19 protein-coding genes are annotated in these 21,039 nt (G+C 61.5%); 5 read left to right on the plus strand and 14 right to left on the minus strand.

Annotated features, from left to right (window positions below):
* Window position 1: 1 nt before the first annotated feature.
* Window positions 2-1,144 (minus strand): efflux RND transporter periplasmic adaptor subunit, encoded by a 1,143-nt coding sequence (locus tag ACWHXD_RS13180; protein WP_047710733.1) that lies wholly within the window; start codon window positions 1,142-1,144, stop codon window positions 2-4.
* Between the two features lie 171 nt (window positions 1,145-1,315).
* Between ACWHXD_RS13180 and ACWHXD_RS13185 the strand changes: the two genes are divergently transcribed.
* Together ACWHXD_RS13185 and ACWHXD_RS13190 are read left to right on the plus strand one after the other, a co-directional pair.
* Window positions 1,316-2,017: a response regulator gene (locus ACWHXD_RS13185; protein ID WP_003190934.1), complete on the plus strand. Its 702-nt coding sequence runs from the start codon at window positions 1,316-1,318 to the stop codon at window positions 2,015-2,017.
* 3 nt (window positions 2,018-2,020) lie between these two features.
* Window positions 2,021-3,322, plus strand: a complete 1,302-nt coding sequence (locus tag ACWHXD_RS13190) for an ATP-binding protein (protein WP_138762601.1) — start codon at window positions 2,021-2,023, stop codon at window positions 3,320-3,322.
* On the opposite strand, the gene ACWHXD_RS13195 is transcribed toward ACWHXD_RS13190, so the two are convergent.
* The 3 genes from ACWHXD_RS13195 to ACWHXD_RS13205 all read right to left on the minus strand — a co-directional run bounded on the left by ACWHXD_RS13195 (window position 3,323) and on the right by ACWHXD_RS13205 (window position 5,132).
* Window positions 3,323-3,997 carry an anti-sigma factor gene (locus ACWHXD_RS13195; RefSeq protein ID WP_138762602.1) on the minus strand — a complete coding sequence of 225 codons (675 nt, stop codon included), beginning with the start codon at window positions 3,995-3,997 and terminating at the stop codon, window positions 3,323-3,325.
* A complete protein-coding gene (locus ACWHXD_RS13200; protein ID WP_003190939.1) occupies window positions 3,994-4,524 on the minus strand; it encodes a sigma-70 family RNA polymerase sigma factor in 531 nt (176 codons plus the stop codon). The genes ACWHXD_RS13195 and ACWHXD_RS13200 overlap by 4 nt, the downstream gene beginning before the upstream one ends.
* Before the next feature lie 86 nt (window positions 4,525-4,610).
* A complete protein-coding gene (locus ACWHXD_RS13205) occupies window positions 4,611-5,132 on the minus strand; it encodes a DUF3455 domain-containing protein (protein ID WP_003190941.1) in 522 nt (173 codons plus the stop codon).
* A 193-nt stretch (window positions 5,133-5,325) separates the two neighbouring features.
* On the opposite strand from ACWHXD_RS13205, the gene ACWHXD_RS13210 reads away from it, so the two are divergent.
* Both ACWHXD_RS13210 and sfnG read left to right on the plus strand, forming a co-directional pair.
* A complete protein-coding gene (locus ACWHXD_RS13210) occupies window positions 5,326-6,111 on the plus strand; it encodes a sulfite exporter TauE/SafE family protein (RefSeq protein ID WP_138762603.1) in 786 nt (261 codons plus the stop codon).
* Between the two features lie 669 nt (window positions 6,112-6,780).
* Window positions 6,781-7,905 carry a dimethylsulfone monooxygenase SfnG gene (sfnG, locus tag ACWHXD_RS13215; RefSeq protein WP_138762605.1) on the plus strand — a complete coding sequence of 375 codons (1,125 nt, stop codon included), beginning with the start codon at window positions 6,781-6,783 and terminating at the stop codon, window positions 7,903-7,905.
* A 37-nt stretch (window positions 7,906-7,942) separates the two neighbouring features.
* On the opposite strand, the gene map is transcribed toward sfnG, so the two are convergent.
* On the minus strand, window positions 7,943-8,731 hold the full coding sequence (gene map, locus ACWHXD_RS13220) for a type I methionyl aminopeptidase (RefSeq protein ID WP_138762606.1): 789 nt from the start codon (window positions 8,729-8,731) through the stop codon (window positions 7,943-7,945).
* Complete coding sequence (locus ACWHXD_RS13225; RefSeq protein WP_003190946.1) at window positions 8,731-8,931, minus strand: ParD-like family protein; 201 nt, start codon at window positions 8,929-8,931, stop codon at window positions 8,731-8,733. The genes map and ACWHXD_RS13225 overlap by 1 nt, the downstream gene beginning before the upstream one ends.
* Window positions 8,932-9,301: 370 nt before the next feature.
* On the opposite strand from ACWHXD_RS13225, the gene ACWHXD_RS13230 reads away from it, so the two are divergent.
* A complete protein-coding gene (locus ACWHXD_RS13230) occupies window positions 9,302-9,571 on the plus strand; it encodes a DUF1652 domain-containing protein (protein WP_044273505.1) in 270 nt (89 codons plus the stop codon).
* A 72-nt stretch (window positions 9,572-9,643) separates the two neighbouring features.
* On the opposite strand, the gene ACWHXD_RS13235 is transcribed toward ACWHXD_RS13230, so the two are convergent.
* The 8 genes from ACWHXD_RS13235 to ACWHXD_RS13270 form a co-directional block, all read right to left on the minus strand.
* On the minus strand, window positions 9,644-12,238 hold the full coding sequence (locus ACWHXD_RS13235; protein ID WP_138762607.1) for an autotransporter family protein: 2,595 nt from the start codon (window positions 12,236-12,238) through the stop codon (window positions 9,644-9,646).
* Window positions 12,239-12,383: 145 nt separating this feature from the next.
* Window positions 12,384-13,322, minus strand: a complete 939-nt coding sequence (locus ACWHXD_RS13240; protein WP_138762608.1) for a carbohydrate kinase family protein — start codon at window positions 13,320-13,322, stop codon at window positions 12,384-12,386.
* A 12-nt stretch (window positions 13,323-13,334) separates the two neighbouring features.
* The gene (xylB, locus tag ACWHXD_RS13245; protein ID WP_499084098.1) at window positions 13,335-14,816 is read right to left on the minus strand and encodes a xylulokinase; all 1,482 of its coding nucleotides are present in this window, start codon (window positions 14,814-14,816) and stop codon (window positions 13,335-13,337) included.
* A 136-nt stretch (window positions 14,817-14,952) separates the two neighbouring features.
* Window positions 14,953-16,434, minus strand: coding sequence for a mannitol dehydrogenase family protein (locus ACWHXD_RS13250; RefSeq protein ID WP_138762610.1), 1,482 nt, complete (start codon window positions 16,432-16,434; stop codon window positions 14,953-14,955).
* 18 nt (window positions 16,435-16,452) lie between these two features.
* A complete protein-coding gene (locus tag ACWHXD_RS13255) occupies window positions 16,453-17,556 on the minus strand; it encodes an ABC transporter ATP-binding protein (RefSeq protein ID WP_138762611.1) in 1,104 nt (367 codons plus the stop codon).
* A 22-nt stretch (window positions 17,557-17,578) separates the two neighbouring features.
* Window positions 17,579-18,409 carry a carbohydrate ABC transporter permease gene (locus ACWHXD_RS13260; protein ID WP_005788583.1) on the minus strand — a complete coding sequence of 277 codons (831 nt, stop codon included), beginning with the start codon at window positions 18,407-18,409 and terminating at the stop codon, window positions 17,579-17,581.
* 10 nt (window positions 18,410-18,419) lie between these two features.
* Window positions 18,420-19,310, minus strand: a complete 891-nt coding sequence (locus ACWHXD_RS13265) for a carbohydrate ABC transporter permease (RefSeq protein WP_014718700.1) — start codon at window positions 19,308-19,310, stop codon at window positions 18,420-18,422.
* Between the two features lie 134 nt (window positions 19,311-19,444).
* Window positions 19,445-20,755, minus strand: a complete 1,311-nt coding sequence (locus ACWHXD_RS13270) for an ABC transporter substrate-binding protein (RefSeq protein WP_032892053.1) — start codon at window positions 20,753-20,755, stop codon at window positions 19,445-19,447.
* Window positions 20,756-21,039 lie beyond the last annotated feature (284 nt).

The raw sequence follows: 21,039 nt of genomic DNA on the forward strand, positions 1-21,039 counted from the left end.
GTTATTCCTTTACGAGTGGGCTGTCGTCCACTTCAACTTTTTCACCGGGGCGCGCATGTTGCAGGCCCTCGACGATGATGCGGTCGCCGGGCTTGAGGCCACTGGTGACGATCCAGCGATTGTCGATCACCGCGCCCAGTTCCACCGGTTGCTGGCTGACCGTCTGCTCGGCATCCAGCAGCAACACCATCGGGATACCGGCGCTGTCACGGGTAATGGCGCGTTGCGGCACGCTGAGGCCTTGCTTGTCGACGGCCTGTTCCACGCGCACCCGCACGAAGCTGCCCGGCAGCAGGTCGAGGTCCGGGTTGGGGAACTCGCTGCGCAGGATGATCTGCCCGGTGCCCGGGTCGACGCTGATGTCAGCGAAGAGCAATTTGCCTGGCAACGGGTACTGGCTGCCGTCGTCCTGGATCAAGGTAGCCTTGGCCTGGTCCTGGCCGACCTGCTTCAGGCTGCCGGCACGAAACGCACGGCGTAGGTCGTTCAGCTCACGGGTGGACTGGGTGAGGTCGGCGTGGATCGGGTCCAGTTGCTGAATAATCGCCAGCGGCGTGGCTTCGTTCTGGCCGACCAGTGCGCCTTCGGTCACCAGGGCGCGGCCGATGCGCCCCGAAATCGGCGCGGTTACGGTGGCATAGCCCAAATTCAGCTTGGCACGCTCGACGGCGGCCTTGTTGGCGGCGACTTCGGCGTTGGTTTGGCGCAAGGCGGCGCGGGCGTTGTCGTACTCCTGGCCGCTGATGGCGTTGCCTTCGACCAATTGGCTGTAGCGCTGTTCTTGCAGGCGCGCCTGGAACGCATTGGCTTCGGCCTTGCTCAGGTTGGCCTGGGCACTGTCCAGGTCGGCCTTGAACGGCGCCGGGTCAATACGGAACAACACGTCGCCTTGCTTGACGTCGTGGCCTTCGTTAAACACCCGCTGCATGACCACCCCGGCGACCCGCGCGCGGACTTCGGCGATACGCGGTGCGGCGATGCGCCCGCTCAGTTCGCTGGTAATAGAGAGGGGTTTGGCCTGCAGGGTTTCGATCCGCACTTTGGCCAGGGGCATTTGTGGCGCCTCGTCTGCCGACTGACCACACGCGCTCAGCGCCAGTGTGAGGGCCAACAGGCAAAACGGCGCAAATAGATTCTTCGACATGCTCTTATCCCAATATTGACTGGCGCATCCTAGGGGCACCTGCGCCGTGGTGCTGTGAAGCTGTGTAGCGGGTCTGTGAAGAAGTGTAAGGTACGGCGCGCAGGGCGCCGGGGGCGTATATCCTTGCACAATCCTGCAACACACCAACAAACCGCATTATTTGGAAACACCATGCCCAACATCCTCCTGGTGGAAGACGACGCCGCACTCTCCGAGCTGATTGCCAGCTACCTGGAACGCAACGGCTACCACGTCAGCGTGCTCAGCCGTGGCGACCATGTCCGTGAACGCGCACGCCTGAACCCACCGGACCTGGTGATCCTCGACCTGATGCTGCCGGGCCTCGACGGCCTGCAGGTGTGCCGCTTGCTGCGCGCCGATTCGGCGGGCCTGCCGATCCTGATGCTGACCGCCCGCGATGACAGCCACGACCAGGTGCTGGGCCTTGAGATGGGCGCCGACGACTACGTGACCAAACCCTGCGAACCGCGCGTATTGCTGGCCCGGGTGCGCACATTGCTGCGGCGCAGCAGCCTGTCCGAACCCCAGGTGGCCAGCGACCAGATCGTCATGGGCAACCTCTGCATCGATTTGTCCGAGCGCACCGTGACCTGGCGCGAGCAGGCGGTGGAGCTGTCCAGCGGTGAGTACAACCTGCTGGTGGTGCTGGCCCGGCATGCCGGCGAAGTGCTCAGCCGCGATCAGATCCTGCAACGCCTGCGCGGTATCGAGTTCAACGGCACCGACCGTTCGGTGGACGTGGCCATCTCCAAGCTGCGGCGCAAGTTCGACGACCATGCGGGCGAGGCGCGCAAGATCAAGACGGTGTGGGGCAAGGGGTACCTGTTCAGCCGTTCCGAGTGGGAATGCTGAAGCATGTTTCGCGTACTGCTGCGCCTCTACCTGATCACCATCGTCACTTACAGTGCGGCGATTTACCTGATTCCCAAGCTGGTGATCCAGCTGTTCGAACACCGTTACATGGACTACAACATCGAACAGTCCCGTGGCCTGCAAAAGCTGATGGTCAAGCAGTACCAGCGGGCGCCGGTGGAGCGCTGGTCCCAGGTGACCGACCAATTGAGCCACGATTTTGCACCGCTGAAGGTGCAATTGTTGCTGCGCCAGGATGCCCGCTATACCCCTGAGGAAGAACAGCTACTGGAGCAAGGCAAGCCAGTGATCCGCCTGGGCGAATGGGGCTGGATGGAAGAAATCAGCTCGCCGATCAACCAGCAGTTCGCAGTCAAGTTGACTGTGCCGCCAGACCCGCTGGACATGAACCTGCTGTACTGGTCGATGAACGTGCTGGTCGGCGCCGCCTTGCTGGCGTGTTTGCTGGTGTGGCTGCGTCCGCATTGGCGTGACCTGGAGCGTTTGAAAAGTACCGCCGCGCTATTGGGCAAGGGCCATCTGGAGGCGCGTACGGGGCTCGCACCCAGCTCCAGCATCGGCGGCCTGGCGGCGGTGTTCGACACCATGGCCGACGATATCGAACGTCTCTTGAACCAGCAGCGCGACTTGCTCAATGCGGTCTCTCATGAACTGCGCACGCCGCTCACCCGCCTGGATTTCGGCCTGGCCCTGGCGCTTTCCGAAGACATGCCCGCGGCCAGCCGCGAGCGCTTGCAAAGCCTGGTGGCGCATATTCGGGAGCTGGATGAACTGGTGCTGGAATTGCTGTCTTACAGCCGCCTGCAAAACCCGGCGCAGTTGCCGGAGCGGGTAGAGGTGGCGCTCGATGAGTTTATCGACAGCGTGTTGGGCAGCGTCGACGATGAGCTGGAAAACCCCGACATCGTCATCGATGTGGTGCTCGATTGCGCCGTGGAGCGCTTCAGCCTTGACCCGCGCCTTACCGCCCGAGCCTTGCAGAACCTGCTGCGCAACGCGACGCGCTACTGCGACAAGCGCATCCAGGTGGGCGTGCGTGTATGCCCCAAAGGCTGTGAAATCTGGGTGGACGATGATGGCATTGGCATACCGGCGGACCAGCGTGAGCGCATCTTCGAGCCGTTCTACCGCCTGGACCGTAGCCGCGACCGCGCCACCGGCGGCTTTGGCCTGGGCCTGGCGATCAGCCGGCGCGCCCTGGAGGCCCAGGGCGGCACCTTGACGGCCCTGGCGTCGCCCCTGGGCGGGGCGCGGTTTCGTGTGTGGCTGCCTAACCTTTTGTGATCAAAGCACTTTGACTGCGCGGCCAATCCCGTGGATCGGCCCGGTGGGTTTGCCAGTGGGCGAGCCATTGGGCCCTTCCAGCGTCAGTTCAAACAACTGGTTCGGCGCCAGCGGTGGCAGCTTGTCCAGGGGTATCGACAAGGTCTGCCCAGGTTTGACCAGGCCCAGGGAGACGGGACCCTGCCAGCCATCGCCCTTGGTCCAGAACTCCAGGGCTTTGTCAGCGGGAATCTCCATCACCCCTAGCGGAATCAACTGGATCTGCTGATTATCACTGGCCTGCACCACCCAGCCCGGTGCCTGGCTTTGTGGCGCCATCAGCACCACCACGAAGCTGGGTGCGGGCAGGGGCGGGCGCGTCAGTAATAAAGCCGCCAGCACCACGCTTGCCATCAGCCCGGCAGCGGAAAGCCCGCGCCAGAACGCCAGCAGGTTCCACCACGGCACGCTCGTTTCGGGGGCTTTGATGTGGCGTTCAATGCGCCGCCACAGCTGTGCCGAAGGCGGCACCGGTTGTGCCAGCGCCACCAGAGGCAACAGACGCTGCTCCCAGGCATCCACCGCTGCGCGCAGCGGCGCATCATGGGCCAGGCGTTGTTGAACCTCAGCGCGCTGTTCGGCGGGCAGGGTCCCCAGCACGTATTCGCTGGCCAGTTCATCCAGGTTGTCGTTCATGCCATGCACTCGCGCAACGCGGCGAGGCTGCGTTTGATCCAGGCTTTGACTGTGCCTAACGGGGTACTGAGCTTTTGCGCGATTTCGCTGTGGGAGTAACCGTCCACATAGGCGTGCAGGATGCAGGTGCGTCGCGTCGGGTCGAGCCGTTCCAGGCATTGGTGGATCTGCCCGGAGCGTGCGGCAAACTCGATGGCCTGGGCAGGCTCTGCCAGCGGTTCGTACTGATCGTCCAGCGGCACGTCACGCCCGGCGCTGCGTACAACGTCCAGGGCCAGGTGGCGGGTCACGCTGAACACCCAACCGCGTGCGGAGCCTCGTAGGGGGTCGAAACTGCGCGCGCCGTGCCAGATCTTGATAAAGGCGTCATGCACAATGTCCTCGGCCAGGGCCTTGTTGCGGGTAATGCGCAGTGCCACACCGAGCAAGCGGCTGCTGTCCTGCTCATAGAGCTGGTGCAGGGCGCGTTGATCGCCGCGGGCGCAGGCTAACAGGCACACTTCGTAATCAAAGATGATTTCAGCCAAACCAGAATTCCTGCCACTGAGGAGACGTCTACGCGTGGTAGGCGCAAGGTTGCTCGCGCCTACCTGGCCAGCGTAGCTGAGTTTGCTCAGTTGGCGGCCCAGAAGAGGTAATCCGCCTGGTATTTCACCACTTCCTTGGCGCCTTTGTTCGCCGTGGTGCAGGGCGTAGCGGGAGCGACCCCGCCTTTGAGCGCAACCCGCTGGATATACGTCACGCCGCTCATCGCACCTTTGCCCTCGGCCGGGTTGGCCTTGACCAGTTGATAGGGCAGGTTACCCGGGCTCGACGGCGCCACGGCCAATTGCGTGCCGGTGATGGTCGAGCCGTCCTTGGCCTGCCAGGTGGCGGGTGGGCCGAAGTAGGTGCCGACCTGCTGGCCGTTACGGTCGTTCAACACGGCTTTGGGGCCGACGAAGGTCCACTCGGTCTGGCCGGCAGCGTTGGCCTTGTCGCGGCATTCATAGGTGATTTCGCCGACCCCGGTGGTTTGCATTGCCAGCTTGTGGCCATCCGGCACCTTGATGCTGTCTGGCAGGCCCGCCTGGGCAAACGCCGATGGCGCGGCGATGAGCAGGCCGGTCAAGCACAGCAGTGTTTTAGCGTTCATGGTGTTTCTCCATTGGGTAGAACAGCAGGGTTACGTTGATGACTACGGCCCAGCCCCGCCCATTGGATGCAGTGCTTTGCAAAAAAAGTGAAGATTTCCAAAAAAGCATAAACTCAGATCGCATCGGTATAAGTGGTTATAAGAAAAATCGCTATCCTGCGGCCAGAAATTTATAAGGCCGCGGGTAGCTGGAATGGATGTAGGTAATATTGGTTTCGTGGTTGCCGGCCTGATCGTGGGTTTTATCGTGGGCATGACGGGGGTGGGCGGCGGTTCGCTGATGACCCCGATCCTGCTGTGGTTTGGCATCAACCCAGCTACTGCGGTGGGCACCGACCTGCTGTACGCCGCGATTACCAAGTCCGGTGGTGTGCTGGTGCACAGCAAGAACAAGAATATCGACTGGACCATTACCGGCTGGCTTACCCTTGGCAGCGTGCCGGCGGTGTTGCTGACGTTATGGTTCCTGGCCAGCTTGCACACCGACCCCAGTGCGATGAATGCGGTGATCAAGCAGGCCCTGGGCGTGGTATTGCTGCTGACCGCCCTGGCGATCCTGTTCAAGAAAAGCTTGTTGGCTTTTGCCCAACGTCATGCTGGCGATTCCTATCATCTGCGCCCGCGCAATCTGAATATGCTCACTGTCGTGACAGGTGCGATCCTCGGCACCATGGTGGCGCTGACCTCGATCGGCGCTGGCGCTCTGGGCACGGTGGCGTTGTTTATTCTGTACCCGTTCCTGGCCACGCGGCGCCTGGTTGGCACTGAGATCGCCCATGCGGTGCCCCTGACCTTGGTGGCGGGCCTGGGCCATGCCAGCATGGGGAATATGGATTGGCATTTGCTGGGGTTTTTGCTGATGGGGTCGTTGCCGGGGATCTATGTGGGCAGCCATATGACGGGTAAGATTCCCGATGGGGTATTGCGGCCGTGCCTGGCGGTGATGTTGATGGCGGTGGGGTACAAGTTGGCGTTCTGAGTGTTCTGCTTGACACGCCCCGATCCAACTGTGGGAGCTGGCTTGCCTGCGATGACGGCCTGCCAGTCGACACCTATCTACCTGACACCCTGCGGTTAAACTTGTGGGAGCGGGCTTGCTCGCGAAGGCGGCCTGACAGGCGACACAGTTGGATTGGGTACATATCCATTGCTGCGGTAACGGCCACTTAGGGTTCCGCCCTGACGGCGGCTCACTTTTGAAAAGCGCAAAAGTAAGCAAAACGCTCTTGCCCCACCACTCGGCACCTCGCTTGGGCTCGGTGTGCCCGTAATCCGCCAGTGATTTGGGGGGCCGCCGCCACGCGCCATCCATGGCGCGGGGCGGCTAAACCGGCATCCCTGCCGGTTTACCCCCCAAATCCCTGGCGGATTACGGCCAGCGTGGTTTAACGGGGCGCCTGAGATCAAAAGCAGATCAAGAGCAAGATCAAGAGCGACTCGCTTCGCATCGTGGGTACGTTTGGCGGCGCCGGTCGCAACTGTTGCTTGAGCAACAGCAGATCCACAAATCACTGCGATCCCAGACACTGGCAAGCCAGCGCTTCAATCATCCTTTTTGCGCGGTAACCCCCACGCTACGGGCATTTGCCTGCCCCTGGCACGCTTGCTGCCTAAGCCCTTGTACATCCCTTGTGCGAGGTACCGTCCGATGAGTCAGCAAGCCGTGAAATTTGCCTATTGGGTACCCAACGTCAGCGGTGGGTTGGTCGTCAGTAAGATTGAACAGCGCACCCACTGGGGCATCGAGTACAACCGCAAGCTGGCGCAGCTGGCGGAGGCGGTGGGCTTTGAGTATGGCTTGACGCAGATTCGCTTTACCGCAGGCTATGGCGCCGAGAACCAGCATGAGTCCGTGGCGTTCAGCCATGCGTTGCTCGCGGCAACCACCAGCCTCAAGGTCATCGCGGCGATTCTGCCCGGGCCGTGGCAACCGGCGTTGGCGGCCAAGCAATTGGCGACTATCGACCAACTCACCAATGGCCGTATTGCGGTGAATATCGTCAGTGGCTGGTTCAAGGGCGAGTTCCAGGCCATTGGCGAGCATTGGCTGGAGCATGATGAGCGCTATCGGCGTTCCGAAGAGTTTATTCGTGCCCTCAAAGGCATCTGGACCCAGGACGATTTCACCTTCAAGGGCGATTTCTATCGCTTCAACCATTACACCCTCAAGCCCAAGCCCGTGGGCCAGCCGGAGATTTTCCAGGGCGGCAGTTCGCGGGCGGCGCGGGATATGGCGGCGCGGGTGTCGGATTGGTATTTCACCAACGGCAACACGCCCGAAGGCGTCAAGGCCCAGGTCGATGATATCCGCGCCAAGGCCGCTGCCAACCACCACTCGGTGAAGGTGGGGGTGAACGCCTTTGTGATCGCCCGCGACACGGAGGAGGAGGCACGTGCGGTGCTGGCGCAGATCATCGACCAAGCCGACCCGGAAGCGGTCAATGCCTTTGGTGACGCGGCCAGGCAAGCAGGCAAGGCGTCACCGGAGGGCGAGGGCAACTGGGCCAAGTCCAGCTTTGAGGACCTGGTGCAATACAACGATGGCTTCAAGACCAACCTGATCGGCACACCGCAGCAGATCGCCGAGCGCATCGTCGCACTCAAGGCCGTGGGGGTGGACTTGGTGCTTGCAGGCTTTCTGCACTTCCAGGAAGAAGTGGAGTATTTCGGCCAGCGTGTATTGCCGCTGGTGCGCGAGCTCGAAGCCAAGGCCACTGTAGGAGCGAGCTCGCTCGCGAAAAACGTCAACGAAAAAGTGGGGAGCCTGGTTTAACGCGTAGTCCTTGAGGGCTTCGCGAGCAAGCTCGCTCCTACAGGGTGTGAAGGGTGTGAAGGGTGTGAAGGGTGTGAGGGGTTTGCAAGGTCAGCACTTCAAACCCATCCGCCGTCACCGCCACGGTATGTTCCCATTGCGCCGAGAGGCTGTTGTCCTTGGTGACCACCGTCCAGCCGTCTTTCAGGCTGCGAGTTTTGGCGCTGCCCTGGTTAAGCATCGGTTCGATGGTAAACACCATGCCCTCGCGCAGTTCCAGGCCGGTGCCAGGCCGGCCGAAGTGCAGGATTTGCGGCTCTTCGTGCATTTGCCGGCCGATGCCGTGGCCGCAGTATTCGCGCACCACGCTGTAGCCGTTGGCTTGCGCGTGGCTCTGGATCGCATGGCCGATATCGCCCAGGCGCGCGCCGGGCTTGACCTGGCGGATACCGGCCCACATCGCCTCAAAGGTCATGTCCACCAGACGCCTGGCCTTGGGCGTCACGTTGCCGATCATGTACATCTTGCTGGAGTCGGCGATGAAGCCGCCTTTTTCCAGGGTGATGTCGATGTTGATGATGTCGCCGTCCTTGAGAAACTGCTTGGCGCTGGGCATGCCGTGGCACACCACCTCGTTGATCGAGGTGTTGATGCAGAAGGGGTAGTCGTACTGCCCCAGGCTGGCAGGGCGGGCCTTGAGGTCATTGCGGATGAAGGCTTCGACGGTGCTGTCCAGCTCCAGGGTAGAGCGGCCGGCGGCGACGAAGCCGTCGAGCATGTCGAAGACTTGCGCCAACAGGCGCCCGGCTTCACGCATTACGGCCAACTGTGCGGGCGTCTTGATCATCAACTGCGCCCCCGGATCAGGTCGGGTTTGTCCAGCAACAGCTTGTTGATCAGCTCGTTGTAAGGCAGGTGCGGGTTGAGTTCGGCGAGCAGGCCGATCTTGATCCAGAACTCGGCCTGGGCGTTGATGGAGCGGTCCATGGCGGCGCTGGCCAGGCGCAGTTGTTCGTGCAGTTGATCGGTAATCTTGACGATGCCCATGAGGTTCACTGTGTTTAATTGATATACGAATCGTATATGTTTCGTATGTTTATCGCAAACCTCCGTCGGCTGAACGGTGGTGGGCTGATTGGTTGCGATATGTTGCCGAAAAACGGATTTCCACATAAACGCCTGTCCCCCATGCTGCGGGTTAAACGTTTAATCGATGTAGTTCGACGATGATGCCAAAAAGAGCGTTTTGTTTAATATGAGCAAGCGGCTTGCTTATGAGGAAAGGTTACAACCACAGCGGTTTTTGCCGAGTAGGCTTACTGATTGAAAGCGTCTTCCAAGGTTGGCAAGACGTGGCAGGCAAGTGCCTGTCGGTGACATATACATGTTGGCAGTCTCAAAAAAGGAGAGGTTAGCCATGCTTTCAGAACTAGAGCTTCGCAGCATTATTGAAGGAAGTTTCCTGCCTAAACGGTGCGAGTGCACCAAAGCCGAGGATGCGTCGTTGACCATCAGGGTCTACGACGAGCGCGACCGTGACCGGGTGGATTTGGAAGTCAAAGGTATAAACGCTGACAAACTCGACAGCAGTCGAGCCATTTGCAACCTGATCACCGGGTTGCGTGAGGACCTCAGGCACCACCACGCACCGGTCCTGCAACGAGCAGGCGGGCGCGGTTATCACTAGTTGATCGCTTGAGGGTCAATTGAGACCGTGGGCCTGGTATGTGCCAGGCCCAACGCTGACAAGACTTCAGCTTTACCAGCTCACTCTCACGCCGATACTACCGCTGGCGCCCTCAAAATTATTGTCGTCCAGCCCGGTTCCATATTTGCCCTCCACATAGGCGCTGACCGCGGATGACAATTGGGCCACAGCACCCACGCCAATATCTGCCGTGGATGACTTGTGATCGCTTTTGATCCGGTCGACCTCGTCGTACGTCACCGTGTCGCTACCGCCGAAGGTGTGCCAGACATTGGCTCGCAGGTACGGCTCCACCGGTGTGTTGCTGACCAGATAGCGGCCCTTGAGGCGTGCGCCGAGGCGGCCGGTCCAGTACTCCTGAGAGTCAAACGAGACTTTGGAAATACCATCGTGCTGGCTATCCAGGTCGATCTTCTGGCCGATCACCTGCGCCTGTGGCTCCACGACCCAATGCTCGGACAGCGTGATCGGGTAGCCGGCCTCGGCGGATAACGCCAGGGCGTGGCCCTTGGTGCCCATCTTCACGCCTCGGTCGGACTTGTTGTCGCCGTCCAGGCGCGTGCCCATGGCAACCAGGTCGACGTACCAGCCCGTGGGATCGGTGAGGGTCCAGTAGGCGCCGACATTGTCGCCGTCGAGTTTGACTCGCCCGGAACGATGGTTTTGCCAGCCCAGCGCAAACCCTTTGACGTCGCCGCGCAGGCGACTCTGGCCGATAAACAGACCAAAGCGTTGCGTCTGCCCGCCACTGGTTTGGGCGGCGTAGAGATCATGACCCACTTGATAGCCCCTGGACGTGCCGTCGAAACTGGGCGCCACCGTGCCCGACCAGCTTTTGTTGAAGTCACTGCCGTAGGCGCGGCCCCAACCTGCTGGCACTGCACCGGTCTCGGTCAGTAGGCTTTGTTCGCCCTGGCGTTCATGAAAGGTGCCGAGGGCTTGCAGCGTCATGACCTGCGCCGCCGGGATGTCCACTGAATAGATCGGCACTTCCGGGCGATACAACGGAATCGGCTTGGCACCGGGGATAGCGGTCGGCAATGGCGGGTTGCTCGCCGCGGACTGCGGTGAGTGGGCCGCCGCAACCTGGTTGGGTGCTGGCGCAGGGGGCTCGACCGGCGCTACCGGTTGCGCGGTCGGGGGTTCGACAGGCGGTTCGTCCGGGTCGACTGCTGGCGGATTTGCCGGAATGGGCGCTACGGGCACAGCGGGCGTCACCGGCGGCGTCGGCGTCACCACGGCTGGCGGTTGCACCGCGACCACCGAGGATCGCAGGTACCAGTTGTGTTCCTTGCCCGCGGTGGTGCCGCCGTGGAATAGGAAGTACTGATAGGCCCCCGCGGATACCGTGCCGTTCAAAGCGAACGCATCGGGGCTGCTGACCGCACCGTTAAGCGCCTGGACCACCTCGATTCCGTCATTGCGGGTAAGCCCACCGATACCGCCGAGGTTGCTGACGGCCAATTGCGTGTGGCCGCTGATGCTGCCGTCGGTCACCACCAGTTTGTCGGTGGCAGAGTTTTCATCGCCGAGTACGGTTTGCAGATGCAACTGGCCGTTGTTGCCTACGTAGTTGCCATGCACCGTCAACACGCTGGTCGCGCTGTTGTCAGCGGTCATGTCGATCGTGCCGGCGTTATTGAGCGTCACCCGTTGCCCGGCGGTGTAGGGGCGGATGCTGCCTTGGGTCACGGCCAGGGTACTGCTGCCGTCTATGTTGAAGATGCCGGTTTTGCTGTCACTGTCACCTGAGAAAAAGTCCCCGACCAGGTCCAGGCGCGATTTGTTGGTGAGGTTGACGGTCTCCCAGCCAACGTAGCGGCTGGCGGTGCTGGACGTCGTAGTATCGAAGGTCAGTTGATCGTTGCCCAGGCCAGCATCGATAGAGGGTGTGTGGGTCAGTGTGCTTTCACTCAAGCCTTGCAGCAGGGCGGTGTCGTCGCCATCACCCATCAATACCGCCGAGTTGATCTGGCCGCCACCCAGCCATTGGAACGTATCGTTGCCGACGCTGGCGCGAATCTCGCCATTGATCACGCCGCCCCTGACGGTGATGCTGTCATCACCGCCGCTGGTGCTGATATTGCCACCGATGGTACCGCCGGAAATGTCGATCGTGTCGATATCAAAGCCGGTCACCAGGTTGTTCACGATGGTGCCACCGGACATGTAATAGAAATTCTTGTCCAGTTTCATATTGACGCGGCCAATGCTGCCACCGCTCTGGTAGGCCACATCGCCGTCTTCAAACGCGTCGACGATGGTGCCGCCGCTCATTTCGAAGGTGTCGAGGCCATCGCCCTGGAACAAAGCCTGGATCTGTCCGCCTTTCATCAGGAAATCATCGATACCGGGACCTTGCTGCACTACGCCGGTGACCACGCCGTCGAGGATTTGCGTCCTATCCATTCCAGCACCAAAGGTGACGTTGCCATCAATGGTGCCGCCCTTGGAGAGCGTCAGGCTGTTATCCCCGGAAAGATCGGTCAAGCCGGGACTGCTGCCGTTGTCGCACGTATAGGTATCGTTACCGGTTCCCGGGGTGAGAACGCAGGCGGCGTGGGAGGGTTGAGGGGTCATGTACTGCAATGAGATGAGGCCGACAGCTAAAACGGCCCGGGTCGAGAAACCACTGGGCTTTTGCATGGGTGTGTCCTAGGTTTGTTGTATTAACTGCTCCTGTTTTTGGGTTTAGCACAGTTTTTCAGTAGTGCAATTTTTTGGTACATGACGCGCAGGCCACGGAATACGTGGCCTGCGTGATGGCACTTTGAGTTTTTGGCCGCTCGGCTCAACCCAATTGGTGACGATAGGGCAGGTCTGGGCCGGTCTTGCCGCAGGTCAGGGCGGCAGCCCGAATCGCGAAACCCAGCATGGCGTCGATCTGCTCGCGGCTCAGGTTTTGCAGCCCGTCAACCGAGTCCAACTGCTGTTCCGTCAGCCATGCAATCAACGCCGCCTGGAAGGTATCACCAGCGCCCACCGTATCGGCCATCACCACCTTGACCGCAGGTTGCGACCAGGTGCCATGCTGACGGCTGAACACCGACGCGCCGTCGCCGCCACGGGTGAGGAACACCAATTGGCAACGGTGTTGCAGCCAGCCTTGCAGCACGCTTTCTGGTGCTTGGTCGGGGTAGAGCAGGTGCAGGTCTTCGTCGCTGACCTTGATCAGGTCGGCGTGTTGCACCAGCTCTGCGACGCGTGCGCGCCACAGGTGGATATCGGGCTGCGGGTTAAGGCGCACGTTGGGGTCGAGGCTGATCAGGCGCTTGCCGCTTTCACGCTTGACCAGGCTCAGCAGCGTGTCACCAACGGGTTGTACCACCAACGAAAACGAGCCCACGTGCAGCCCGCGAATCTCATCGCCCAGAGGCGGCAGGTGCGTCAGTTGCAATTGCCGGTCGGCGCAGCCTTCGCCGCGAAAGCTGTACTGCGGCGAGCCGTTGGCACCTACGGCGACCATCGCCAGGGTGGTCGGTGCGTCGAACTCCACCAGAAAGCGTTCGCTGATGCCTTCGTCTTTCAGTACTTGCTGCAAGCGCCGTCCAAGGTAATCGGTGGACAGGCCGGCGAAAAACCCGGACTCGATCCCCAGGCGGCGCAAACCCACCGCCACGTTGAATGGCGAGCCACCGGCAATCGCCTTGTAATTGAGCTTGGCGGCCTGCCCGCTGGCATCCTCCTCGCTGAAGAAATCAAACAGCGCTTCACCACACACCAGATACATAGTTGCTCGCTCTTAAAGGGTTGCCACGTGCTGTTGATAACGCTCATACGCCTGTTGATAGGCGCTGACATTGGCCGCCACGGGTAAGGTACGGCTGGCAGGGTCAACGCTCACGCATTTGTCGCACAGGCTGGCCAGCGGTTCACCGCTCTGGCACCACGCCGCCTGGATCGCCGCGCCCAGGGCGGCGGCCTCGCTCTGTTCGGTACACACCACTTCGGTGTGCATGATATCGGCGACCATCTGCCGCCACAGCGGGCTTTTCGAGCCGCCACCGATCAGGCGGATGCTCTGGCTTTGCAGGCCGGTCTGGCGCAGCAGGTCGAGGCCATAACGCAGGCCGAAGGTGGTGCCTTCGACCACCGCGCGGCACAGGTTGGCGCGGGTCAGGTTGGTCATGGTCAGGCCCTGCAGGCTGCCGGTGGCGTGGGGCAGGGCGGGCACGCGTTCGCCGTTGAGAAACGGCAGCATGCTCACCCCATCGGCGCCGATGGGTGCCTGTTCTACCAAGGCGTTGAAGGCGTCGAGGTCCAGTTCGAACAGCTCGCGGATCACCCCGGTGGCATTGGTCAGGTTCATGGTGCAGATCAGCGGCAGCCAACCGCCGCTGGAGGAGCAGAAGGTCGCCACCGAGGCTTGGGGGCTAACGTTCGGCTGGTCGGCAAAGGCATACACGGTGCCCGATGAACCGAGACTCATGGTGATCACGCCGGGGGCGATATTGCCGGTGCCAATGGCGCCCATCATATTGTCGCCGCCGCCACTGGACACCACCGCGTTGGGGTTGATGCCCAGGCGCTCGGCGATGGCCGGCAGGATCGTGCCCACCGCTTGGTCGGCTTCGATCAGTGTCGGCAACGCGGCTTGCAGGCGGCCGCTGGGGTCGATGTGCTGGAGCAATGCCACATCCCATTCGCGGCGGCGCACGTTGAAGTAACCGGTGCCCGATGCATCGCCGTACTCGGCGCAGGCGCGGCCGGTGAGCCAGTAGTTGAGGTAATCATGGGGCAGCAGGATATGGGCAATGCGTGCGAAGACGTCGGGGTGCTGTTCGCGGGTCCAGAGCAGCTTGGACACGGTGTAGCCCGGTGCGATAGCCACACCCAGGCGCTCCAGGGACCCACGTTCGCCACCCAGATACTGCAGCAGCCGGTCGTTCTCCGGCGTGGTTTCGGTGTCGCACCACAGCTTGGCCGGGCGCAACACTTCACCTTGTTCGTCCAGTAGCACCAAGCCATGTTGCTGGCCGGATACGCCGATGCCGAGGATGTCCTGGCCATCCACGCCAGCCTGTTGCAGGGCGCGGTGGGTGGCTGCGGTGAAGGCGTCCAGCCATTCCTGGGTGTGTTGTTCACGACGGCCATTGGCGCCGCTGATCAAGCTGTGCGCGGCGGCGCCCAGGCCCAGCACCTTGCCGCTGGACGCATCGAGGACGATGGCCTTGGTGCCCTGGGTGCCGCAATCGATGCCGAGGTAAAGGTTTTGCTGGGTCATGAGGTGGGTGCTCAGCATTATTATTGGGTTGGAAATACGATCGATGTGGGAGCTGGCTTGCCTGCGATAGCGGTGGTCCAGTCAACCCTGCAGTGACTGCCGGACCGCTATCGCAGGCAAGCCAGCCCCCACATGTTTAATCCGGTTTGTTCAGGAGTTTTTGCAGCGTGGCCGTGACGCCCTTGTCGCGCAGGCTTGCATAGCAACGCTCGAACGCTGCCACAAACGCCGCCGACTTGGGAATAGCCGTGCCAAAAATCTCTTCTACCCCCAGCAACCGCTGGCTGATCAGCGCGTCATCGCTCACCAGGTCCTGGCAGAACGCTGCCCGTGGGTCCGGGATGCTGTAGCTCACGCCATTTTCATCCACGCCTTTCAAGTACAGCGCCCAGGCCGCCGCCACCAGGGCGGCACGCTCAGTCTCGCGCCCGTCGGCAATCAGGCGGTTGATGGTCGGCACGGTGAACTTGGGAAACTTCGATGAACCGTCGGAGCACACGCGCTCCAACTGATCGGCAATCGCCTGGTTGGAAAAGCGCTCCACCAGGGTCTGCTTGTATTCGGTCAGGTCGATACCGGGCACCGGTGCCAGGTTCGGTGTGACGTCCAGGTCCATGTAGGCGCGCATATACGCCACGAACACGGGGTCGTTCATGGTCTCGTGAACGAACCGGTAGCCCTTGAGGAACCCCAGGTACGTGAGGGCCAGGTGGCTGCCGTTGAGCAGGCCGATTTTCATTTCTTCGTAAGGCGTGACGTCATCGGTGAACTGCACGCCGACCTTCTCCCAGGCCGGGCGACCGTTGACGAATTTGTCTTCCAGCACCCACTGCACAAACGGTTCGCACACCACCGGCCAGGCGTCGTCGACGCCGTGCTGGTCGTGCAGTTGCAGGCGGTGGGCGGTGCTGGTCATTGGCGTGATGCGGTCGACCATGGCATTCGGGAAGCTCACGTTGGCCTTGATCCAGTCGTGCAGCCCGGCGTCGTGCAGGGCGGCGAAGGCCAGCAGGGCCTTGCGGGTGACGGCGCCGTTGTGGGGCAGGTTATCGCAGGACATCACCGTAAAGGCCGGGGTGCCGGCGGCGCGGCGCTGAGTCAGCGCGGCGCAGATAAAGCCGAACACGGTTTTCGGTGCCCTCGGGTGCGCCAGGTCATGCTGGATCTGCGGCAGGTGGGCCATGAACTCGCCGTTGCTGTCGTCGATGCAGTAGCCGCCTTCGGTGATGGTCAGCGAGACGATGCGGATCTGCGGGCTGGCGAGCTTATCGATCAGCGCCTGGGCGCCGTCTTCGGCCAGCAGCATGTCGCTGATCGAGCCGATCACGCGCACTTGCGTGTCGTCGGTGTCGCCCAGCTCATACAGGGTGAACAGGTAATCCTGGCCGGCCAGGTCGTCGCGGGCCTTGCGGTCTTCACTGCGCAGGCCGACGCCGCAGATGCCCCAGTCCAGGCCCTCGCCGGTGTTCATCAGTGCATCGGTGTAAAACGCCTGGTGCGCACGGTGGAAACCGCCGACGCCAATGTGCGCGATGCCCTGGCGGGTGTCGGCAAGCGCGTAGGTCGGTACCTGCACTTCGGGCGCCAGTTGGGTGAGGTTGGCTTTATTCAATTTCATCGGGAAATACTCACGAAATCAGGCGGCAGCGCGCAGTGGGCGGGCCACGGCGACGCCATCGGTGTCGAACAGATGGCAGTGCGCCGGGTCCAGGTGCAGCTGCAGCGTCTCGCCGTATTGGCTGGCCATGTCGCCACGGATACGCATGGTCAACGGTTCACCGTTGCGGGTGATGACGTGGCAGAAGGTGTCGCTGCCCAGGCGCTCGCCGACGTCGGCGGTGACGGTCAGGGTGGTTTGCCCTGGTGTGGCGATTTCCAGATGTTCCGGGCGAATGCCCAGGGTCACCGCGCTGCCCACGCTCAGGGTGGCGCCGCTCAGCGGCAGGCTGATCAGGGTGCCGGCGTCCAGTTGCACCTCGCAGCCTTGGCTGTCGACGCGGGTGACCTGGCCCTTGAGGAAGCCCATCTTCGGCGTGCCGAGAAAGCCCGCCACGAACAGGTTGGCCGGCTGGTGGTACAGCTCCAGCGGCGAGCCGACCTGTTCGATGCGCCCGCTGTTGAGCACCACCACCTTGTCGGCCAGGGTCATGGCTTCGACCTGGTCGTGGGTTACGTAGATCATGGTCGCTTGCAGTTCTTTATGCAGGCGCGCCAGTTCCAGGCGCATCTGCACACGCAGCGCCGCGTCGAGGTTGGACAGCGGTTCGTCGAACAGGAAGATCTTCGGGTTGCGCACAATCGCACGGCCAATCGCCACGCGCTGGCGCTGGCCACCCGAGAGCTGCTTGGGCTTGCGCTCCAGCAAAGGCCCCAGCTCAAGGATGCGCGCCGCTTCGCTGACTTTGCTCTCGACCAGTTTCTTGTCGACGCCGGCCAGGTCCAGGGCAAACGACATGTTCTTGCGCACGCTCATGTGCGGGTACAGCGCGTAGGTCTGGAACACCATGGCCAGGTCGCGCTTGGCCGGGGTGACTTCGGTGATGTCGCGGCCATCGAGCTCGATGGTGCCTTCAGTGACTTCTTCCAGGCCGGCGATCAGGCGTAGCAGCGTGGACTTGCCACAACCCGACGGGCCGACAAACACCACGAACTCTTTGTCGTTCACTTCCAGGTCAATGCCCTTGATGATGGAAAAACCTTCGAAGCCTTTTTGCAGATTCTTGATTTTCAGGTTGGCCATGATGGGCCTCCTTTTCGAATTATTATTTGACGGCGCCAAAGGACAAACCGCGTACCAACTGCTTCTGGCTGATCCAGCCAAAGATCAGGATCGGCGCGCAGGCCAGGGTCGAGACGGCGGATAACTTGGCCCAGAACAAACCTTCGGGGCTGGAGTAAGAGGCGATCAAGGCGGTCAACGGCGCGGCGCTGGAGGAGGTCAGGTTCAGCGACCAGAACGCCTCGTTCCAGCACAGGATCAGCGACAGCAGCACCGTGGACGCCAGGCCACCCTTGGCGATGGGCAGCAGCACGCGGACCATTTCCTGCCATAGGGTGGCGCCGTCCAGGCGGGCGGCTTCGAGGATGTCCTTGGGGATGTCTTTGAAGTAGGTGTACACCATCCACACCACAATCGGCAGGTTGATCAGGGTGTAGATGATGATCAGCGCAATGCGTGTGTCCAACAGGCCAAAGCTCTTGGCCAGCAGGTAGATCGGCATCAGCACGCCCACCGGCGGCAGCATCTTGGTAGACAGCATCCACAGCAGCGTGCCCTTGGTACGCTGGGTTTCGTAGAACGCCATGGAGTAGGCGGCCGGCACCGAAATCAGCAGGCACAGGGCGGTGGCGCTGAAGGAAATCACCACAGAATTCCAGGCGTAGGCGAAGTAGTTGCTGCGCTCGTTGATGTGCAGGTAGTTCTCCAGCGTCGGCGTGAAGATGAACTGCGGCGGCGTGGCGAACGCGTCGATTTCAGTTTTGAAACTGGTCAGCACCATCCAGAAGATCGGGAAGAAAATCAGGATCGCGATGGCCCAGGCCAACGTGCCGAGCAACAGGCTTTGCAGGCGGCGGGATTGTTGAAGCGTCATGGCGCGGCCCTCAAGGCTTGTCAGTCAGGTTTTTGCCGATCATCCGCACCAGGATGATCGCCGCGATATTGGCGATGACCACGGCAATCAAGCCGCCGGCCGAGGCCATGCCCACGTCGAACTGCACCAGCGCCTGGTTGTAGATCAGGTAGGCGAGGTTGGTGGAGGCGTAGCCGGGGCCACCGTTGGTGGTGGTGAAGATTTCGGCGAACACCGAGAGCAAAAAGATCGTTTCGATCATCACCACCACGGCAATCGGGCGGGCCAGGTGGGGCAAGGTCAGGTGCCAGAAGATCGCAATGGCGCCGGCACCGTCCAGGCGTGCGGCTTCTTTTTGCTCCTGGTCCAGGGACTGCATGGCGGTCATCAGCAGCAGGATCGCGAAGGGCAGCCATTGCCACGACACAATGATGATGATCGACAGCAGCGGGTAATGCGCCAGCCAGTCCACCGGCTCGGCACCGAAGAACTTCCACACGGCGGCGAGAATCCCCGACACCGGGTGAAAAATCAGGTTCTTCCAGATCAGCGCGCCCACGGTGGGCATGATGAAGAACGGCGAGATCAGCATCACCCGCACGATGCCGCGCCCCAGGAACTCACTGGCCTCCAGCAGCGCACTGATCAACACGCCGAACACCACGCTGATCAGCAACACGCTGCCCACCAGCAACAGGGTATTGGTGGCGCCGGGCAGGAAGCCCGAATCGGTGATGAAGTAGCTGAAGTTCTCCAGCCCCACGAATTGGTTTTCGCCGGGGTAGAGCAGGTTGTAGCGGATCAGCGAAAAGTACAGGGTCATGCCCAACGGCACGATCATCCACAGCAGCAGCAAGGCCACCGAGGGGCTGACGAGAAACCAGCCGGGGTTGGCCAGGCGGTTTTTGGTGGGTGTATTCATGATAATCAAGGCCAGATAGAGACAGGTGCGCAAAAGCCCTGTAGGAGCGAGCTTGCTCGCGAAAAAGGTACATCCGACACCGCGATGCGCTTGGAATACCTTCGCGAGCAAGCTCGCTCCTACAGGTTATGGGGTTACTTGGGATAACCAGCCCGCTTCATTTCCCGCTCGGTGGTGTTCTGCGCGGCGGTCAATGCAGCATCGACGGTTTGCTGACCGGTCAACGCCCCCGAGAAGAACTTGCCCACCTGGGTACCAATCGCCTGGAACTCAGGAATGGTCACCAACTGGATACCGATATACGGCACCGGTTTCTCGGTTGGCTTGGTCGGGTCGGCCACTTTCAGCGATTCCAGCGTCACCTTGGCGAACGGCGCGGCCTTCATGTATTCATCGCTGTAGGTGGATTGGCGCGTACCGGGCGGCACGTTGGCGATGCCATCGGTCTTGGCCACCAGTTGCCCGTATTCCTTGGAGGTGGCCCAACTGGTGAACACCTTGGCGGCGTCCTTGGCCTTGGAACTGGTGGGGATCGCCAGGCTCCAGGAGTACAGCCACGACGTGCCCTTGTCGGTTTTCTCATGGGGCGCGAAGGTAAAGCCCACATGGTCTGCGACCTTACTCTGGCTCTTGTCGGTCACAAACGAGCCGGCCACGCTGGCGTCTACCCAGATCGCGCATTTGCCACTGTTGAACAGCGCCAGGTTTTCGTTGAAGCCGTTGCTGGAGGCGCCCGGCGGGCCGGATTTTTTCATGTTGTCGACGTAGAAGTTCAGCGCGTTCTTCCACTCGGGGCCGTTGAATTCTGGCTGCCACTTCTCATCGAACCAGCGCGCGCCGAAGCCGTTGGCCAGGGTGGTGATCAGCGCCATGTTCTCACCCCAACCGGCTTTGCCGCGCAGGCACAGGCCGTATTGCTCTTTGGATTTGTCGGTGAGTTTGGCGGCGAATTCGCCGATCTGGCTCCAGGTCGGGTGCTCGGGCATGCTCAGCCCGGCGTCCTTGAACAGGTCGGTGCGGTAATAGGTGATCGAGCTTTCGGCGTAGAACGGCAGGGCGTACAACGAGCCCTTGACCGACAAGCCGTCACGCACTGAAGGGAACACATCGTCGAGGTCGTAGGACGCCGGCAAGTCTTTCATCGGCTCCAGCCACCCCTTGGCGCCCCAGAGTGCGGCTTCGTACATGCCGATGGTCAACACATCGAACTGCCCGCCCTGGGTGGCGATGTCGGTGGTCAGGCGTTGGCGCAGCACGTTTTCTTCGAGCACCACCCAGTTCAACTTGATCTCCGGGTGCTCGGCCTCGAAGGTTTTCGAGAGCTTCTGCATGCGGATCATGTCGCTGTTATTGACGGTGGCAATGGTCAGGGTTTGCGCGCCAAGGCTGACGGCGCTGAGGGTCATGCAGGTACAGGCAAGCAATGCTTTTGCTGTGAACTTCATCGCGCACTCCATTTCCGCGCCCAGAGGGCTACAGAAGGACGGTTATTGTTGTTGTGTCTTCCTACAAGGAGTCAGGAAGAGTGTGCGTTGATTACAGCCTTCAAAAGCGGCGGTGACAAATCCTTGGGAGCACGCTCACTGATACTTTTTTGCACTCGTCGACCACCTGATCGTTCCCACGCTCCGCGTGGTAACGCCGCTAGGGACGCTCTGCGTCCCCGGGTGACGCAGAGCGTCACGGTATGCATGCCCACGCGGAGCGCGGGAACGATCCTCAGGGCAGT

This window comes from Pseudomonas fjordensis, from assembly GCF_976987115.1.